Below are 17551 nucleotides of genomic sequence, written 5' to 3' on the forward strand. Positions count from 1 at the left end.
GGCGGTAGGGGTGTCTGAGGCAGAGGATGGCTGCGGCATGGGAGGAGTCGAGAGAGGATTCATAAAGAGCCGGTTTGGAGTTCAACCGCCATGTGCCCATCGACCTGGCCGAGCCAGGCCGTGCATAGCGGCTGATTTGCCGCCACGGTGCTGTGGGAGGCGCGGGCCCCAAGGACCAGATGCAAAGATGCCGGGTCGCTCAGGCAATGGTCCAGGGTGACCACATCGCCCACGGATAGCGACTGCAATTGGGCCAAGGTGAGGGAAACGGGCTGCAGGTGTACGTGCACAGTCAGTCGCTGGCTGGCGATGGCGTGGTTCAGAGGAACCATGTGCGAGGTCTCACCGGGTTCCACCGCCTCGGCTCCAGCGCGAGGCGCAGATTGGAGGCTCAGGATTCGCTCGACAGCGGCTCCATCCAGGGGGCGGCACCATGTCCCGCCAGCCCAGGGAAACATCGCGTTCAACGATCCGGACCAAGCAAACGAGGGTTGCAACGGCTGAACTCGAGGGGCCACCGCACCGAGCGAGTTCTGCCATGCACGCCAGGCACGGGCCGTGAGGTCGGAGGCCATGTCCGGGCTACCCACCGCAGACCCCGAAGGCGATTCCCCAAACAACCATGACTGCAATTCACGTTCGGCCGCGGCATCGTCCAGCGCAAAAGGCATGGCGGTGTTCGCATCCACGACGACTACCTCTCCGATGGGCAGCCCCCAATCGCGGCACCATGCTTCGTGGACCGCTTGGCATGCATTCCGTACGATGGCCACGCTGGCATGGTTCCAGGAACGCAGCGGCCGCGCCAAGCAGCGCGAATCTTCTTGAGAGAGCAACGCTCGCCCTGGTTCTTCCACCGAGGTTGCCATGGTCAGCGGCTTTTCATCGAAAAGAGTTCTTGCAGCATTTCGTTGGCTGTCGAGATCACCTGCGAACTCGCCTGGTAACCGCGCTGCATGATGACCAGATCGCTGAACTCCTGTGACAGGTCTACGTTCGAGATTTCGATGTAGCCCGAGCGGACGGACCCGAAGGCCCCTCCGGCCACGCCGCTGTGCCATGCACGGCCATCCAGCGCCTCGAACTCGTTGTCACCGGCAGAGCCGACGGCCTCGGTCGTATCGAAACGTCCCAGGGACAGTCGCGCGCCTTTCGCGGTCTGGCCGTTCGCATAGGTGAGTACCAGCGTTCCCGTGGCGTCGAAGGAGGCAGAACTCAGTTCAGCCGGTGCAAATCCGTCTTGCGAGGCGAAGGCGAGCGTGGAAAGGGTCCCGGAAGCAAAGGATGTGACATCCGTGCCGAAGTCCAGGGTCAGTGGCAGGGCAGCTTGCCCGGCTGGCGTATAGCTGAACTCCAGCTTGCTGGTGGCTGCAGTGGGTTTGCCATCCTGGAAAATCATCTCCCGGGTCCCCACGACGGTGGTTCCGTCCATGAGCTCCACCTTCCAACTGCCGGGGGTGGTGCTGTTCGTGTTGGTGAGCTTTGCGGTGAGCAGGTGCTCTCCGCCCGCGGCATCGAAGACCCGGACCCCGTTGATGGTCTGATCGGTGCCCGTGCTCGAAAGGTTCCCTGCGAACTTCACGACTGCAGTCGCTTTGCCAGCACTGGTCTTGAGGTTGGCAATGCTGATTTCCGACGGCGATCCGTCTGCCCCGACCCCCATCACTTTCGCCCCTTTGCCCTGGCTGACGAGCACACCGTCGCTGTTGAACTGGAACTGTCCGGCGCGGGTGTAGCGGATGCTGCCATCGCTGCTCTTCAAGGTGAAAAGGCCTTGTCCGTCGATCGCGAGGTCCAGTCCATTGCCCGTCTGGCGAAGTTCGCCAGATTTGAACGACATGGAGGTGCCCATGGTGCTCACGCCATAACCCATTTGTCCGAACTGCCGGCCGGTGTAACCGCCATCGGAATAGAAGGCATCCGAAAAGCGCAGCGACGCGCTTTTGAAACCGGGGGTGTTGAGGTTGGTGGTGTTGTTGGCGATGACCCGCAGACCACGCGAAAAGCTGGAAAGTCCCGTCATGCCGACGTAGATGGATTCAATCATGAGAACTCCTGGATACGCCCGTTCAACGCACGGCCAGGATCTGGCTCAGGCTGATGTCTTGACGCACGGCCAGGATCTGGCTCAGGCTGATGTCTTGCAGGGTGGCGCCTGCGCTGGTGCGCAGGGTGATGAGAGGCGATTCGCCGGACAGCGACAGCGCGATCACCGTGCCGGTAAGCGTGCCGCCGGTGGCATTGACGTCCACGGTACGGCCGATCAGACCGACCGATTGCAACGCCGCCTGGTTTCCGATCAGCGTAGTGATCTTGTTGTTGAGCTGCTGGGTCTGCTCCAGGCTGGTGAACTGGGCCATCTGCGCCATGAACTGCTGGTTGTCCATCGGCTTCATCGGGTCCTGGTAGGTCAACTGGGTCAGCAGGATCTTCATGAAGTCCTCCTGGCCCAGTCCGTTTGCGCGAAGACCCGTGGTCGCATTGCTGATGCCACTGATACTCATGAATTGCCCTTCTGGAAAATAGAAGAAAAGAGGTTTGTGCGCGATGGCCCGGCAAAAGGTGGGGCCGCGACGATGTCGGCAAAGCGCGGTGTCGCAGGAAGCAGGTGAGAGATAGGACTGTCGCCATCGAACACCACCTGGCCGTTGCAGACCACGCGCACCAGTCGTTGCCCCTGCTCGCGCAGGGATCTCTGCAGCGATGGCACGAGGGCCGCGGCCTGAAACCCCACTTGCGAAGCCGCTCCATCCATGCCCAGCCAGAGTTCGACCCCCGCTGCCGACCATTGGGCGTGCACGCGGGTCCCCGGAGCTTGCTGCGTTTCGGGAGCCGCAAGGCGAGCGGTTCCTCGGCTTGCCGGAGCAGCAGACCCGGCACCCTGCTGGCGGGGTATTCCGCCATCAGGTCGAAGGGGCGCCGCGACAACCGTCTCTGCCTCGAACGGTGCTGCGAACGCAGCCGTGGGATGGTCCGCCATGGGCGGAGGCGTGATTTCTGGTGGTGCCGACGGCGCCACACCTGCAGGAACCGGGCGGCTTTCCGATCCAGCCGAATGCGCCAGGGGATCTACCTTGCTGGCCGCGGAATGGAGGGCCTTGCCCCCTTTGGCCCATCCGTCTTGCGGCTCCAGGGCTGCGCCCGCTGGGTGGATGTGCGGAGCCTCTGTCCGATGGTCCTGGCCTGGATGGGCCTCGGTTTCTTCGTGCGGCGCGTTTGTGCGCGAATAGGCTGATTCCGGTGCCTTGGTGCGCACGGTTTCGCCGCTGCCCAGTTCTTGCTGGGTAGCCTTCGCCGCGGCGTTCGGAAATCCCTCGGTGGCATGCCGCTCATACGGGCCGGCCTGTGGTTGCAGAAGCTGACGATAAGCAACCGGGAATGCGGACGCCGCTCGTGGTGCTGCCGCCGACAGACGGGATGCCTCAGGGCGTGGCCCAGCATGGGTATTCAGCGCTGGAACAGCCTCGGCCTGCGCGAACGGTTGGAACCAACCGGCCAATTGGGTTCGCTCCATCTCCCGCAGCCAAGCCTGCCGGACCGATGCGGATTGCCGCGGTGGTTCGCCTTCGTTGCCAAGCAGAGAAGAACGGGTGCCCTGCGCCGTCAGCATGCGGCCGACAGTCTCTCCTGGAAAGCGAGCCAGTGCCGTTTCAAGATTTGTCATGGTGCCACCTCACCGGGTGTCGGTTGCTGCCTGGCCCGCAGGGGAAGCCGGCCTATCCAGTCGCGATCGGCCTCAGCGGCCTGCACCCGCATCACCTCCTGCGCATACTCTCTCAACGCGCCCGACCGGTGGTCCTGAAGCCCGTCGATCGTGCGCTGTTGCGCAACGAACTCCTCGTGGAGCGAGGCTTTCCGCGCGTCGAGGGACTGGATTTCCTGGTCCTGCGTTTCGATCCGCTGCCTGACGCCTGCGAGGTAGGCGAGCCCGCGTTGGTGCATATGCGGGTCGATCCGGGCTTGGGTCCACTGCAGCATCTGGCGGGCCTGTCCCTCGAACTGCAGATAAAGGCTTCGCCGGGACTCCTGAGCGGACAGCAGTTGCTTCTGAACCTGTGCAAGCCTCCCCTCCAGCCGTTCCAGCTGCCATTCCTGTTTGCGAAGGTAGGGCTCCAATGGATAGGAGAAGCCCCGCAAGTCCACTTGCGAGAACACCGTATCGTTCGTTCGCTTCATCAACGCGCCCCTTTCGGAACTCCAGCGGCCTTTTGAGACCCGAGCGAATAGCTGAAGTTGTGGATCGCAGCCGCGGGTGGCCTGGGCGCGGCCACTGCGAGGCGATCGGGCCACAGCAGCGTCCGCAAGGCCCGCATGGCTTCAGCCCGCGAGACGCCCCCTTCTTTTTGGGACAGCCATTCCTGCAATGCAGGTGCCAGCGACAGCGCGTGGTCGAGTTCGGGATTGGCGCCCTGCTCGTACGCTCCAATATCGACCAGCTGGCGGTTGCGGTGCAACAGCGCCAGATACCTGACGGCATCGGATATCAACTCCTGCTCCTCCGAGCTGGTGAGGTCGGGCAGAAGCCGGCTGGCGCTGCGCAGCACGTCGACAGCCGGGTACCGCCCTTCATGCGCGATGTCCCGCGACAGCACGACGTGTCCGTCAAGAATGGAACGCAGGCTGTCAGCAATGGGTTCGTTCATGTCATCGCCTTCGACCAGCACGGTAAACAGCGCAGTGATGGACCCTCCGGAGGGCGCCGTGCCACAACGCTCGCAGAGTTGCGGAAGCTCCGCAAACACCGACGGTGTGTATCCGCGGGCGGTCGGAGGCTCTCCCGCCGCCAGGCCTACCTCACGCCGTGCCATGGCCAGCCGGGTCACCGAGTCCATGGTGAGCAGCACCTGCTGGCCCGCGTCCCTGAAGTACTCTGCGATGGTCACCGCGGCATGGGCCGCCCGGATGCGGGCCAAGGCGGGCTGGTCGGAAGTCGCCACCACGACAACCGACCGCTTCAGCCCTTCGGGCCCCAATTGCTTGTCGATGAATTCGCGCACTTCCCGCCCGCGCTCGCCGATGAGCGCGATCACGTTGACGTCGGCGACGACATGGCGCGCGATCATTCCGAGCAACGTGCTTTTCCCGACTCCGCTGCCCGCGAAGATGCCGACACGCTGGCCCTGTCCCAGCGTCAAAAGACCGTCAAGGCAGCGTACGCCGGTCTGCAGCACCCGATGGATACGAGGACGCTGCATGGGATTGATGGGATGCGCGTGCAATGGGCGCTCGTCCGGGGCGACCGGGTCCGGGAGCGAATCCAGTGAACGCCCGAAGCCGTCGATCACGCGGCCCAGCAGTGCCGGGCCGACACCGAACGTGGCTTGCCGCCCGACGGCGATCACCTCGGCGCCGGCAGAGACGCCTTGCAGACTTCCATAGGGCATGAGGGTGAGCAGGTCGCCACGCAGCCCGACCACTTCTGCAAGGACGTCGGGATGTACCTGGCCCGCCTGTTGTCGAGGCCGGATACGGCAAAGTTCGCCCACGGTCGCGTCGGGCCCCTGCGATTCGATGGACAACCCTTGCATTTGCCGTACCCAACCAAGACGGCGCATGAGTTCCACACCCCGCAGCGCTGCACGGTAGGACGCCAGGGGCGACGTTCCGGTCATGCCACACGCTCCTGCGCCGACGCCTGCAACGCTGCATGCTTGCGCGATGCACGTGTCTCCACCAGGCAAGCTGTAACGGTTTCCAACTGGCGCTCCAGGCGGGCATCCAGCGCGCCCTCAACTGCTCGTATCAGGCACCCTCCCAGGCGCACCTCGGAGTCGGCAACCCAGCGCAGGGTCTGGCGCTGAGCATCGAAACCGCGCGACGATAGATGCTCCAGCGTGACCACATCACCCTGCAGCAACGCCAGGTCATCAGGATGCACATGCACGCTCAGCGGATGGCGCCCGTGCCAGGCCTGCAGCGTCTTGTGGAGCACTGCGCGAACGCCCTCCCTGCTGGCGAGCTGGTCTCCCACGACCCTGCACAAGGCTTCGAAGGCGAGTTCGAGCATGTCGTCCTCCGCCGCTTCCAGGCAGCGTTTCCGCTCGGCAGCCATTTGCTCCGCCAGCCGATCGACCGCTTCAAGGCGCCGCGCCAATTCCTGCGTCTGGGCCTGAAGGTCCATCTGCTGCTTCCGGGTGGCTTGCTGCGCTTCGTCCAGGGCCTGGCGCACCAACCCTTGTGCGAGCGACTGGGCCCTGTGCTCGATGTCGTCGCGGGCCGTGCGGCGCCCTTCCTGCAGACCTTGCTCATAGCCTTGGTCATGCCCACGCGCCTTCCAGAGTGCCTCGCTCTCCGATGCGCCCGCCAAGCCAGGCGCCGTGGCCGGAGACAGGCTTTCGGAAGTCGCCTCCGCTCCGGTCGCTGGCGTGCCGTGTGTGGGCTGATGGATCTGGATCTGCATAGCAGCAGATGGTGGCGGGGCGATGCCCTGCGCATCAGCCCTTCCGCGAGCAGCCCGGCCGACCGGCACAGCCTCTCCGGAAGCCGGGGCCGAACGCAGAATCCTGAGATGCTGGTTCATGCGCGCTGGCCCCTCGTGCGCCGCGGCCACCAGCCCGGCCAGTTCCGCGCGACGGCCGATGTGCCGGTCTTCGTATGCTCCTGTGCTGCCGATCCTTCGGCGGCTCGGCAATGCTCCCGCATGCATTCCAGCATGGCGGTTGCCATGGCATCGCCCGCCCTTGGGCAGCCGCCCGGCGCTCCCAACCGGTCCATGACGCGCTGGCGTTGCAGCGCAGGCAATCGCTCGAGCAAGGCCGCGCGCCACGGCCACGGACGCAGGCAGAGCGCCTGCGCCACGAGCAGTGCGGGTTGTGCACGCCAAGCCAGCGCCAATGAAGCGACACCTGCGGTGTCCAAAGCCATCAAGTCAGTTTGCTCCGCAGACTCTTCCCTGGGAGCCTCCGCCTGCGGCTGGCCAGGCGAGTGCTGCCGATCGGACGCAGGCGGCAGCTTCTCCAGACTGGCCTTGTCGGGTGGAATGCCGAGCGCTTTGAGTTCCGAAAGCAATGCCTGCAGCGCCTGCCGCTGCACCTCTGGCATCTGTTGCAGGATCCAGCGCCGGTCTTCTGCCGACAGGGCATGCAACAGCAATGCCGCGCGCCGTGGCTCGGCGGAAGACAAGGTGCCGGTCCCCGCCAATTCGGAGAAGTTCATGCGCGAGGCCCTCCGGAGGCATCACCCGCATGCATCCACGCCTGCACCTTGCGCAGCGCTGCTTCACGCTCGGCGTCGCTCAGTCGCTGCTCTGCCCCGCTGCGGGCAGGCGATCGGCGGCGCAACACCGCATAACCGAGCCCGGCTGCCAGCAGCATCGCCAGAACGGCCAGCAACCGCAGGTCCAGCCAGGGCGCGGCTGCACCGGTGCCCTGGGGGCGCTGCGCTGCGGCAACCGTGGCTGTCGCGACCTCTCGGTCCTGCGGCGCAGGCAGTCCACCCTCCGCGCCACGCGCCGATGCGGCAGGCAGCAGGCCCTGCAGGGACTGCACCACCACCTGATCGCCGCGGTCCGCATTGGCTCCGACCGCCGCGGCCAGCAGCCTGCGCAATTTTTCTTCCTGGGCTGTGTCCAGCGGCTGCCGTACCACTGCCACCAACTGGATTCGGCGAACCGCTCCGGCCTGGCTCACCACTTGCTCCACGCGGCGGCCCACCTGGTAGTCCACCTCCCGCTGTGTGCTCGCTCCACCACCGCCGGAACGTGCTGCGTCCAAAGGAGCCTGGCCCCCTTCCCGCACCGACTCTCGCTCTTTCACGATGACCCCACGGCTGTCCGCCGTGCGCGACGGGGCAGGGATCACGTCTTCCGTGGTGATCCGCACTTGGTCCATGTTCAAGGTGACGTCCACGCTGGCCATGGCTTGGCCGGGTCCGAAGGCGCGGTCCAGCACCGCGGTGGCTTTGCGGGCCAGCTGGGATTCGGTTTCCTTCTTCAGTTCCAACCGGCCAGACCCGGAGCCCGTGCCCGCCGCCGCGTCCCCGGCATCTTCGGCCGGGCGGCTGAGCGCCACGCCCTGCCGGTCCACCACGGTGACATCCGTCGCGGTCATTCCCGGGGTGGCGGCGGCGACCAGTCTCTGGATCCCGCTCACCTGTTCCGGACGCAGCGATTGCCCTTCTCTCAGCGTGATCGTGATGGCGGCCTTGGGCCTCGCTTGGGCCTGTTTGAACAGCCCCTGTTCGGGCATGGCAAGGTGCACGCGTACATCCCGTATTTCGGAGAGCGACAGGATCGTGCGCGTGAGTTCACCCTGCAAGGCGCGCTGGTAGTTGATCTTCTGGGCGAACTCGGTCATCCCGAAATCCGTGTTGTTGAACAGCTCGAACCCCACCGCACCATGCAGCGGCATGTCCTGCCCCATGAGCTTGATCCGCGTAGCGTGCACCTGCGACTTGTCCACCAGGATCGCACCCTGTGCTTCGTCGAACCGGTACGGGATCTTCAGCTTCTCCAACTCGGCGCTCATTGCTGTGGCGTCCTGCGGCTTCAGGTCCGAGAACAGGACCTGGAAATCCGCACGCAGCAGCCACCAGGCCAACGCGGCGGTCAGCAGCACGATGGCGATGAGGCCGGCCACCAGCCCGGCACGCGCGGAGCGGCCCAGGCCTTGCCAGAATGCGATCATGGGGCAGTCCTCCCGATGCGTGGATGTGTTGTCTTCGTGTGTTTGCGCATGGTCAGAGCTGCATCTTCATGACGTCCTGGTACGCTTCCAGGAGACGGCCACGCACCTGCATCATCAGCTGGAAGGACAGCCTGCTTTCCTCCAGCCGGATCATGACCTGGTGCAGGTTCTGTACATCGCCTACAGCCAGTCGCTGAAGGTCCGTCTGGCTGGTCAGCAATTGGTCATTCACCTGCTGAAGGCCTTGCGTGACCAGGCTGGAAAAGCCAGTTCCGCCCCCCGCAGCGGCACTACTGCTTGCCGATGTCGGGCCGAACGCTGCTGGCTGTGGCTCGGCAATGGCGGGCGCAGCAGAGGCCGCAATCGCTGCCAGGGCTTCGGCGCTCATGTGTTTCCTCCGATTTCCAGGGCCTTCAAGGCCATGTTGCGCGAGGTGTTCATGGCGGCCACGTTCGCTTCGTAGGCGCGCATCGCCCCCACCATGGTGACCATCTCCGTGGCGGTGTCCACGCCTGCATAGGCAACGAATCCCCGTGCATTCGCCATCGGATGGCCGGGCTCGTACACCATGCGGGGAGGCTGCCCCGCCGGCTCCACCGATGCCGCGGGAAGGCCTCCCAGCCCCTGGGCCACCGCATCGCCGAACGACGCGCGGGCGACCACATGCAGCGGCTGGTACGGCTTACCTTCCGGCCCCGCAACGGTGTTGGCATTCGCGAGATTCAACGACGCGACTTCGACCCGGGTGCGTTCGAGGGCCATGCCTGCGGCACTGATGGCGAAGGTCTGTGAATAGTCCATGCGCGATGTATCCTGGGTCAACGTTTGCCGTCGGAAACGGCGGAAGAAAGAATGGCCATGTGCCGCGACAGCCCCTTGACCAGGGCCTGGTAATGCACCGCGTTCTGTGCCAGTTGGGCGACTTCCGAGTCCAGCTGGACCCGCGCCGGCAGGCCATCCGCGCCGCGCGCAGGCTCCATGCGCAAGCCATCCTGTGCAAGCGAGCCGAGTTGTTGCGCATTCAGCCGGCGCCCCTGCGAAAGCTGCGCGCGCGCTTCGTCCATCTGGCTCGAAAAGCTGACGGCCGTCGGGACGAAGCCTTCCGTTCCGGCGTTGGCGATGTTGCGCGCGATGGCCTGGTGCCGCAGCGATGCGGCGTCGAGGGCCAGGGAAAGGCTGGCCTGCGTGATCGCTTCGATTCCTTCTGTCATGGGACGGGCCTCTTCGTTGCTTTGCTTTACTGGATGACGAGCTCTGCGTGCAGTGCGCCGGCGGCTTTCACTGCGCGCAGGATGGAAATGATGTCGCGGGTGTTCGTCTTCAGTCGTGCGAGCGACTGCACGAGGTCCGCGACCGTCGTGCCTCCCGCCAGAAAGCCGGGCCCGTTGCGCTCGTCCACATCGATGCGGGTGTTGGTGACGAGTGCCGTGCGCACGCCATCGCCGGCCTCTCCGATGAATGCCGGCTGTGAAGCCGTGGTTTCGCTGCGGATGGACAGCTTGAGATCCCCGTGCGAGATCGCCACTCGGGATATCCGGACATCGCCACCAGAGACCACCGTGCCTGTGCGCTCGTTGATGACCACCTTCGCGCGACGGTCCGGCTCCACGGTGAGTGCCTCCAGGCCGGCGACAAATGCCACGAGTTGGCGCCTCTGGGGTTCCGGCACCAGCAGTTCGATCCCCGAGGCATCGCGTGCCTGGGCAAGCCCGGCGCCGAAACGGCGATTGATCGCTTCCGCCACGCGGTTCGCCGTGGTGTAGTCAGGCTCATTCAGTATGAAGGTGAGCAGATGGTCATCCGATACGACCTGTGCAGTCACGCCGACCTCCACGGTGGCGCCGCCGGGAATGGAGCCTACGGTGGGATGGTTCTTCTGCACCACATTGCCATTGGCGTCGTAGCGGTAGCCTCCCACCGACAACGGCCCCTGGGCCAGCGCATAGACCCGGCCGTTGGCCGCCTTGAGCGACGTGAGCACGAGGCTGCCCCCGACGAGGCTGCGAGCATCCCCCACGGAGGTGACGGTCACATCGAGCGTGTCTCCTTCGCGGGAGAACGGGGACAGGGACGCGCTCACCATGACCACCGCAACGTTGCGGCTCTGGATCTGTTCCGGGCCGATGTTGAGGTTGAACTGCGACATCGCATTGGACAGCGCCTGCCGCGTTCCGCGGTTGGACGAGGAGTCACCCGTCCCCGCGAGCCCGGTGACGATGCCTGTGCCGACCAGGGCATTCTCACGCCAGCCCTGCAGCTTGCCGAGATCCTTCACGCGCACGCTCTCGGCACTTGCCGTTGCAGGGGTGCACAGCAGTGGTCCGACGATCACCAACGCACCGAGAATGGCTGCCGCTGAAGCTTTTTTCCAGTACCCCATGTCAGAGCCCCATCACGTCCAGCAGATTGCGCCACCAGGGGCGCCGATTGCGCTCGGCGATGTCGCCCTCGCCGACATAGCTGATCCGGGCGTCTGCCAGGCGGGTGGACAGCACGATATTTCCATCGGAAATGTCGAAGGGCCGCACACGTCCTTCGAGGGTGACTTTCTGGGGCTCCTGGTTCACGGTGAGCAATTGCTCCCCCGCGACGCGCAGATCACCGTTCGGCAGGATTTCCCGGACGGACACCGTCAGGGTGGCCAATACCCGGTTGGTACGCTGCGTGCGCCCCCCGCCATCGAAAGTCCCGTTGACCCCGATGCCGGTCTGCGCCACAGGGCCGCCGCGATGCGCCAGCTCTGCCGAAAGACTGTTGCCGCGGCGCGTCCCGGTATCGGCACTGCTGGTCGCGCTGGAGTTCTCGAAGACCTGCACCGTCAGCACGTCTCCGACGCGGAATGCCCTGTTGTCGGCGGTGAGCGGCCGGAAAGTCTGCTCCTGGTAGAGGCTCTCGGCCTGTACGGAAATCGCGCAGAGTGCCAACACGCAGCATCCTGCGGAGGCGATCCGCACGGCCATGGCACGGGCGCCTTGCCAATCGATTGCACGCCTCATGGCTGCACCTCCAGTTGTCCGGGACCGACCACCCGGGCGAGCAGAACGTCGGTGGCGTTCAAGGGCCGTGCACGAACGACCTGTCCGACCTGTCCATCCTGCAAGGACTCGGCCCGGCTTTCCAGCGACATCGCTCCGCTGCGGGAGATGACGCTGACCCACTGGCCGCGCGCCACTGCTGGCATGGGCTGGATACGGTCGGTCGTCAGCACGTCTCCCCGTTCGGTCTTGTGTCGAACCCTCAGGGAGGCAGGTGCTTCTTCGTCGGCACTCCAGGCCGCCGGGATCGAAGCCGGCGGCAGACGGGTGAGTTCGACCTCACGGAATGCAACGCTGGCCGCAGGAATCTCGCTGCCTGCTGCCAATTCCGTGCGAGCCACGGGAGCCATCGCGAAGAGCGCGACTTCAAACCGAACGGGAATCGCCCGCACGTGCCGATCGCCCGCGAACACATCCACCCACACGAGCATGCGCTTGCCGACGGGAGACTGCGCCAGCGGGCGCACACGCAGGCTGCTTTCCATCGCCGGTACTTCCACCGTCACCGGCATGGACACGGGCTGCAACTCGACACGGGGCTGCACCAGCCCGTTCTGCTTCGCCATGGCCTGGATATGCGCTCGCAGGGCGGCGCGCGCCTGCTCAATTACCGCTTCTCCGGCCACTTCTTTCGCCGCCATGCGCACCGACGTGGCCAGCGCCCCTTCCCATTCGATCTCGCTCTCTTGCAGTCCGGTGCGGCTGCGGATCCACCGCTGCAGCCGGGTGCTTTCCAATGCGATGGCTTCTCCGACACGCGGAGCATGGCCCAACGGAAGCGACATGGCCCTGCGCAGCACCTCCAGGTCAGGACTGCTGAGGATTGCGACGTCGCCCAACCGGACATCGGAGCGCTCCACCAGCACCTGTGGCTGCAATGCAATGCGCAGCACCGGCGCCGGCATGCCGGCGCCCGCCGCAGCGGAGGCGGCGCCTGCCCAGAGGACGCAAACCAGCGCCCCGGCAAAGCGTCCGGCGCGCACCGTTTCCAGGGTCGAAGTCATCTGCGCAACCCGTTCACCATCCCGAGGATCTCGTCCGCCGCCTGCACGATCTTCGCGTTCGCTTCGTACGTGCGCTGCGCCACCATGAGGTTCACCATCTCGTCGACCATCTTCACGTTGGAGCCCTCGAGATAGCCCTGTGCTATCTGTCCTGCGCCCTCCTCGCCCGCACGCACGGGCAGCGCTTCGCCCGAAGCGCTGCTGCTGCGATACACGTTGTCTCCCTGCGCCAGCAATCCCTGCGGGCTCGTGAAGCGCACCAGCTCGATCCGCCCCAGGTCCACGGCATTCGCTTGGTTGGCGACCTTAGCCTGCACACGGCCATCGGGCTGCACGACGAGTGCCTGGATGTCCTCGGGCACCTGGATGCCCGGCTTGAGAGGCAAGCCGGCCAAAGTGGCGAGTTGGCCGTCCTTATTGACTTTCCAGGTGCCGCCGCGGGTATAGGCAGAACTGCCGTCCGGCATCAGTACCTCGAAAAATCCTTCGCCCTGGACGGTGATATCGAGGGGCGCATCCGTCTTCTTGACCTCACCCAGATCGAACAGCTTCGACACGCTGGCGATGCCTACACCGCTTCCCAGCCGCAACGTCGGCTGGAGCAGGCCCGCGTCCGCATCCCCCAGGCCTGCTGCGCGCGCAGGATCACGGGCCACGAGATCGGAGAAGCTCACGCGCGCACGCTTGTAGCCTGCGGTGTTGACGTTGGCGAGGTTGTTGGCAATCGTCTCGACATTGAGCTGCTGCGCCTGCATTCCAGTGGCGCCGATGTACAAGGCATCGAACATGAATAGGTTCCTTTGATACGGTATCTGGCCGGGGCCCGAGGGGGGGGGCTGCGCGCTCAGGAGAGCTCGCCGAGCTTGCGGATCGCCTGCCCCGTCATTTCGTCGTAGCCCAGCGCCACTTTCTGCATGGACTCGAAGTGGCGCATGGTCTGCACGAGCTGGACCATCTCCTGCATGGAACTGACGTTCGAGTTCTCCAGAAATCCCTGGCGCAATTGCACTTCGGCGTCCGGCAGCATCGCCATGGCGCCGTCGGTACGCATCAACCCCTCTCCCGCATGCTCCATGCCGGCCCTTCCCTCGGGCTGCACGATCTTCAGTTGGGCCACCGGCATGGCTGCGCGGGCCCCGCCCTGGGCTGCGGACTCGGCCGACACCACGTTGCCTGCGCCATCGATCTGCGGAGCGCCCATGCCGGGATAGATCTCCCCGCCCTTGCCCATCACGGGGTAGCCCGCGGCGGTGACGAGCCGCCCCTGTGCGTCGAGCCGGAAATTGCCCTGCCGCGTGTAGGCAGGCCCTTGCGGCGTACTCACCTCGAAGAATCCCGCGCCGGCAATGGCAACGTCCAGGCTTTGGCCGGTCGATCGGAGCGTGCCCGGGCGCGGGTCGGTCTGTATCAACAAGCCGGAAGTCAACGCTCGCGCCGCGGCGGGCGTACCTTTGGGCGGCCGTGGTTCGCCTGCCCCCACCATCGATGCAAAGGCCAGTCCTGCGGGGACCACCGGACGCGCCGAAGCCACATCTCTCTGGTAGCCGGGCGTCAAGGCATTGGCAAGGTTGTTGCCGATCTTGTCGAGCCGCTGCATGTCAGTCTGCATCGACTGCAGCGCGAGCGCGAGTACTTCTTGCATGGGGAGAGGAAAAGTTGAAGAGATGGAAAACGAACGTGGAGGCGATGCCAGACGGCTACAGGCTCACCACCGCATAGGACTTCAGTTCGATGGCATGCGGAACCTCCGCCATCGACAGGACCCGCAGGTGGGGCATCATTCGCTCGGAAAGCGCGCGCACGTGGCGGCGCAGTTCGGGCGCGCACAGCAGCACGGGCAGGAGGTTGCTTTTCATCATGCGTTCCGCCTGCTGCATGAGCTTCACCATGATCTGCTCGGCAAGCCGGGGTTCCAGCACGAAGGGCGCAGCGGGCGCGGCGCCCTCGTCCGTGCGCGCATTGACCTGGGCCGACTGGATGTTCTGGAGCAACTGGCTCTCGATGGCCGGATCCAGCGTGATGACGTGCAACGCGTTGGCGTCGCCCACCAGGCCCTGGCAGATCGCGTGGCCAAGGCGCAGGCGGACCATCTCCGTGAGATAGGTGGCGTCCTTGGATTGCCGCCCGGCATCCGCCAGGGTTTCCAGGATCGCTTCGATGTGGCGGATGGAAACCTTCTCGCGCAGCAGGTTCTGCAGCACTCTCTGCACATCGCTGACCGACAGTACGGTGGGAATCAACTCCTCCACCAGGCTGGACTGCTGCTAACGCACGCGATTGAGCAAGCGGTCGGCTTCCGCCCGTGTGAGCAACGTGGCGGACTCGCGCCGCAGCACCTCGGTCAGGTGGGTCATGAACACGGTCGGCGCGTCCACCAGCGTGTACTTTCCGGCCACGGCCGCCGCACGGTGCTGCTCATCGATCCACAGGGCTGGCAGGCCGTAGGTCGGATCGCGTGTGGGTTCTCCTGGAACCCCGTCCATCTTCCCCGCGGGGTGGATGGCCAGCACCTTGTCCGCACGCACCTCACCGCGGCCGCAGATCACGCCATCCAGGTGGATTTCGTACCGGTCTGCGCCCAGGCGCACCGCATCCTTGAAGCGCACCCTCGGCAGCACGAGCCCCAGGTCCTGCGCATGCTGCTTGCGGAAGGTGACAATGCGTTCCATGAGCACGCTGCCGGGCTGGTTGACCAACGCTGCCCACTGGCTCCCCACATGCACTTCGATGGGCTCGACCTGCAAGGATGCGTAGGGATCCTCTTCGGTCTTGGCAGCTTCTGCGAGGCCGTCCACCCCCTGGGCATCTCCGGCGGCATCGGGACCTTCCTCTGCCGGCGAGCCTTTGCTGCGGTAGACCACCCAGGCGACCGCGCCCACCGCGGCGATGAGGATCAGCGTGGGCAGCGCGGGAATGCCGGGGAAGAACAGCAGGCCGGTGAGCGCCGCGCCCACGAGCAGCAGCGTCTTGGGAAACGAAGTGATCTGGCGCAGCACTTCCTGGCTCAGGTTGCCGTCGGAGGCCGAGCGCGTAACGATGATCCCCGTTCCCACGGCGATGATCAGTGCCGGCACCTGCGTCACGATCCCGTCCCCGATCGTGAGCAGCGAATAGGTCCTGAGTGCCTGGTACCAGGGCAGCTTGTGCTGCATCACCCCGATGACCAGACCGCCGATGATGTTGATGAGCAGGATGATGATGCCGGCGATGGCATCGCCCTTCACGAATTTGCTGGCGCCGTCCATCGCGCCATAGAAGCCCGCTTCTTTCTCGATGTTCTTGCGCCTGCGCTGCGCTTCCGCCTGGTCGATGAAACCCATGTTGAGGTCCGCATCGATGCTCATCTGCTGGCCGGGCATGCTGTCGAGCGTGAAGCGGGCGGCCACCTCCGAAATGCGTTGCGCACCGTTGGTCACCACGACGTACTGCACCACGATCAGGATCAGGAACACGATCAGCCCGATCACGTAGTTGCCACCGACCACATAGGCACCGATGGCGCCGATGACCCTGCCGGCATCCCCGTCGGAGAGGATGAGACGGGTGGCCGCAACGTTGAGCGACAGGCGAAACAGCGTGGCGATGAGCAGCAGCGACGGAAACGTCGAGAACTCCACCGGCCTTGCCATGTAGAAGGTGAGCAGGAGAATCAGGAACGCGAAGCTGAAGTTCGTCAGGATGAGAAAGTCCAGCAACGGGCTGGGAATCGGCGCGAACAGCACCACCAGCACGCCCAGCACCAGCAACACCATGGCGATGTCGCTGTGCTTGCCGAAGAAACGCTCCAGCGCCTTCATGCCGCGGCCTTCTGCGGCATGCCGCTGCGCCGCTCCCGCATGGCGAATACCCACACGATGATCCGCGCCACGTCGGCGAACATCTGCGGGGGCACATGGTGCTCGACATCCAGTTCCTTGAACAGCCGGCGCGCGAGGGCCGGGCTGCGAACCACCGGAATGCCATGGCGTGCGGCGATCTGCCGCATCGCGGCGGCCAGGTGCCCGGCACCTTTGGCGACGACCTGCGGCGAGTCCATCTCGCCGTGCACATACCGGAGCGCGATGGCCACATGGGTGGGATTGGTGAGCACGACGTCAGCGCTGCTCGTGTGCCGCAATGCCTGGCTGCGCTTGCGCGCTTCGCGGCGCAGGTCGCGCATCCGGGCGCGGACACGGGGGTCGCCTTCCCGCTGCTTGTGCTCGTCCTTGACTTCGCGCTTGCTCATGCGCATCTTCTTGGCGAACTCCCGCCGCGTGAACATCCAGTCCACTGCGGCGATGATCGCCAGCAGCAGTGCCATCTTGAAGCCGAGCCCGCCCAGGTCGGAAACCAGCAACTGCACGTAGCCCTGGGGCGACTGGCTCGCCAGGCCATAGAACTGCGGTGCGAGATCCTTGAGCGCGTAATAGGCCGTTCCCGCCAGCAGGACCAGCTTGGCGCACGCCCGCGCGGTATCGAAAAGCGCCCGAGCCGAGAAAATCCGCTTCAATCCGTTGGCGGGGTTCAGGCGGCTGAAATCCGCCGTGATGGGCTCGGACGAAAAAATGGGCCCGGTCTGCAGCACATTGCCCAGCATGGCGGCGATGACCACCGCGGCAAAGAATGGGGCCAGCCACAGCAGCGTATCCAGGAGCAGCCGGGACACCAGCGGCCACAGGGCGGCACCGCCGGGATCGCGCACGGTGCTTTGCAGAATCGCCATGCGATCGAGGCGGAACTGCGCCTGCGCCATGTCCCAGCCCTGCCCGGCAAGGTACGCCACGGCCACCACCAGCACCAGCGCCGAAACGACGTCCGCGCTCTTGGATACCTGCCCCTTCTCTCGTGCCTTCTGCAGCTTGTAGGGGGTGGCGTCCTCGTTGCGGTCCAGATCCTGTTGTTCAGACAT

The 17551-nt window shown here is 65.2% G+C and carries 18 protein-coding genes and 1 pseudogene; all 19 read right to left on the reverse strand.

The genetic code is table 11. From position 1 onward, the window contains the following. Positions 1-59: 59 nt before the first annotated feature. The 19 genes and pseudogenes from BM144_RS23160 to BM144_RS14665 all read right to left on the reverse strand — a co-directional run bounded on the left by BM144_RS23160 (position 60) and on the right by BM144_RS14665 (position 17551). Positions 60-332, reverse strand: coding sequence for a FliM/FliN family flagellar motor C-terminal domain-containing protein (locus BM144_RS23160; protein WP_175526035.1), 273 nt, complete (start codon positions 330-332; stop codon positions 60-62). 539 nt (positions 333-871) lie between these two features. After that, entirely contained in the window at positions 872-2047 is a 1176-nt protein-coding gene (locus tag BM144_RS14585) for a flagellar hook-basal body complex protein (protein WP_092953531.1), read from the reverse strand. A 22-nt stretch (positions 2048-2069) separates the two neighbouring features. Further along, positions 2070-2504, reverse strand: coding sequence for a flagellar hook assembly protein FlgD (locus BM144_RS14590; protein WP_092953533.1), 435 nt, complete (start codon positions 2502-2504; stop codon positions 2070-2072). Next, positions 2501-3664, reverse strand: coding sequence for a hypothetical protein (locus BM144_RS22825; RefSeq protein WP_139225730.1), 1164 nt, complete (start codon positions 3662-3664; stop codon positions 2501-2503). Before BM144_RS22825 ends, BM144_RS14590 begins: the two co-directional genes overlap by 4 nt. Then, the gene (locus tag BM144_RS14600; protein WP_092953537.1) at positions 3661-4176 is read right to left on the reverse strand and encodes a hypothetical protein; all 516 of its coding nucleotides are present in this window, start codon (positions 4174-4176) and stop codon (positions 3661-3663) included. Before BM144_RS14600 ends, BM144_RS22825 begins: the two co-directional genes overlap by 4 nt. After that, positions 4176-5612 carry a FliI/YscN family ATPase gene (locus tag BM144_RS14605; protein WP_092953539.1) on the reverse strand — a complete coding sequence of 479 codons (1437 nt, stop codon included), beginning with the start codon at positions 5610-5612 and terminating at the stop codon, positions 4176-4178. Before BM144_RS14605 ends, BM144_RS14600 begins: the two co-directional genes overlap by 1 nt. Then, a complete protein-coding gene (locus BM144_RS14610; protein WP_175526036.1) occupies positions 5609-6400 on the reverse strand; it encodes a FliH/SctL family protein in 792 nt (263 codons plus the stop codon). Before BM144_RS14610 ends, BM144_RS14605 begins: the two co-directional genes overlap by 4 nt. 116 nt (positions 6401-6516) lie before the next feature. Beyond that, entirely contained in the window at positions 6517-7155 is a 639-nt protein-coding gene (locus tag BM144_RS23165; RefSeq protein ID WP_175526037.1) for a hypothetical protein, read from the reverse strand. Further along, positions 7152-8624, reverse strand: coding sequence for a flagellar basal-body MS-ring/collar protein FliF (gene fliF / locus BM144_RS14615; RefSeq protein WP_092953543.1), 1473 nt, complete (start codon positions 8622-8624; stop codon positions 7152-7154). Before fliF ends, BM144_RS23165 begins: the two co-directional genes overlap by 4 nt. A 52-nt stretch (positions 8625-8676) precedes the next feature. Next, positions 8677-9012: a flagellar hook-basal body complex protein FliE gene (fliE, locus tag BM144_RS14620; protein ID WP_092953545.1), complete on the reverse strand. Its 336-nt coding sequence runs from the start codon at positions 9010-9012 to the stop codon at positions 8677-8679. Then, complete coding sequence (gene flgC / locus BM144_RS14625) at positions 9009-9425, reverse strand: flagellar basal body rod protein FlgC (RefSeq protein ID WP_092953547.1); 417 nt, start codon at positions 9423-9425, stop codon at positions 9009-9011. The genes fliE and flgC overlap by 4 nt, the downstream gene beginning before the upstream one ends. A gap of 17 nt (positions 9426-9442) precedes the next feature. Then, positions 9443-9835, reverse strand: a complete 393-nt coding sequence (locus tag BM144_RS14630; protein WP_092953549.1) for a flagellar basal body protein — start codon at positions 9833-9835, stop codon at positions 9443-9445. Positions 9836-9861: 26 nt separating this feature from the next. Beyond that, positions 9862-11004 carry a flagellar basal body P-ring protein FlgI gene (locus BM144_RS14635; protein WP_092953551.1) on the reverse strand — a complete coding sequence of 381 codons (1143 nt, stop codon included), beginning with the start codon at positions 11002-11004 and terminating at the stop codon, positions 9862-9864. 1 nt (position 11005) lies between these two features. Next, positions 11006-11620 carry a flagellar basal body L-ring protein FlgH gene (locus BM144_RS14640; RefSeq protein ID WP_245783673.1) on the reverse strand — a complete coding sequence of 205 codons (615 nt, stop codon included), beginning with the start codon at positions 11618-11620 and terminating at the stop codon, positions 11006-11008. After that, positions 11617-12663 (reverse strand): flagellar basal body P-ring formation chaperone FlgA, encoded by a 1047-nt coding sequence (gene flgA, locus BM144_RS14645; RefSeq protein ID WP_092953555.1) that lies wholly within the window; start codon positions 12661-12663, stop codon positions 11617-11619. The genes BM144_RS14640 and flgA overlap by 4 nt, the downstream gene beginning before the upstream one ends. Continuing rightward, positions 12660-13451, reverse strand: coding sequence for a flagellar basal-body rod protein FlgG (gene flgG, locus BM144_RS14650; protein ID WP_092953557.1), 792 nt, complete (start codon positions 13449-13451; stop codon positions 12660-12662). The genes flgA and flgG overlap by 4 nt, the downstream gene beginning before the upstream one ends. A 56-nt stretch (positions 13452-13507) precedes the next feature. After that, entirely contained in the window at positions 13508-14305 is a 798-nt protein-coding gene (locus BM144_RS14655) for a flagellar hook-basal body protein (RefSeq protein WP_092953559.1), read from the reverse strand. A 55-nt stretch (positions 14306-14360) separates the two neighbouring features. Continuing rightward, positions 14361-16460, reverse strand: a pseudogene (gene flhA, locus BM144_RS14660) (flagellar biosynthesis protein FlhA). After that, positions 16457-17551 (reverse strand): EscU/YscU/HrcU family type III secretion system export apparatus switch protein, encoded by a 1095-nt coding sequence (locus BM144_RS14665; protein ID WP_092953561.1) that lies wholly within the window; start codon positions 17549-17551, stop codon positions 16457-16459. Before BM144_RS14665 ends, flhA begins: the two are co-directional and overlap by 4 nt.

The organism is Paracidovorax konjaci (genome assembly GCF_900112675.1).
In the GTDB taxonomy this organism is placed as follows: Bacteria; Pseudomonadota; Gammaproteobacteria; order Burkholderiales; family Burkholderiaceae_C; genus Paracidovorax; species Paracidovorax konjaci.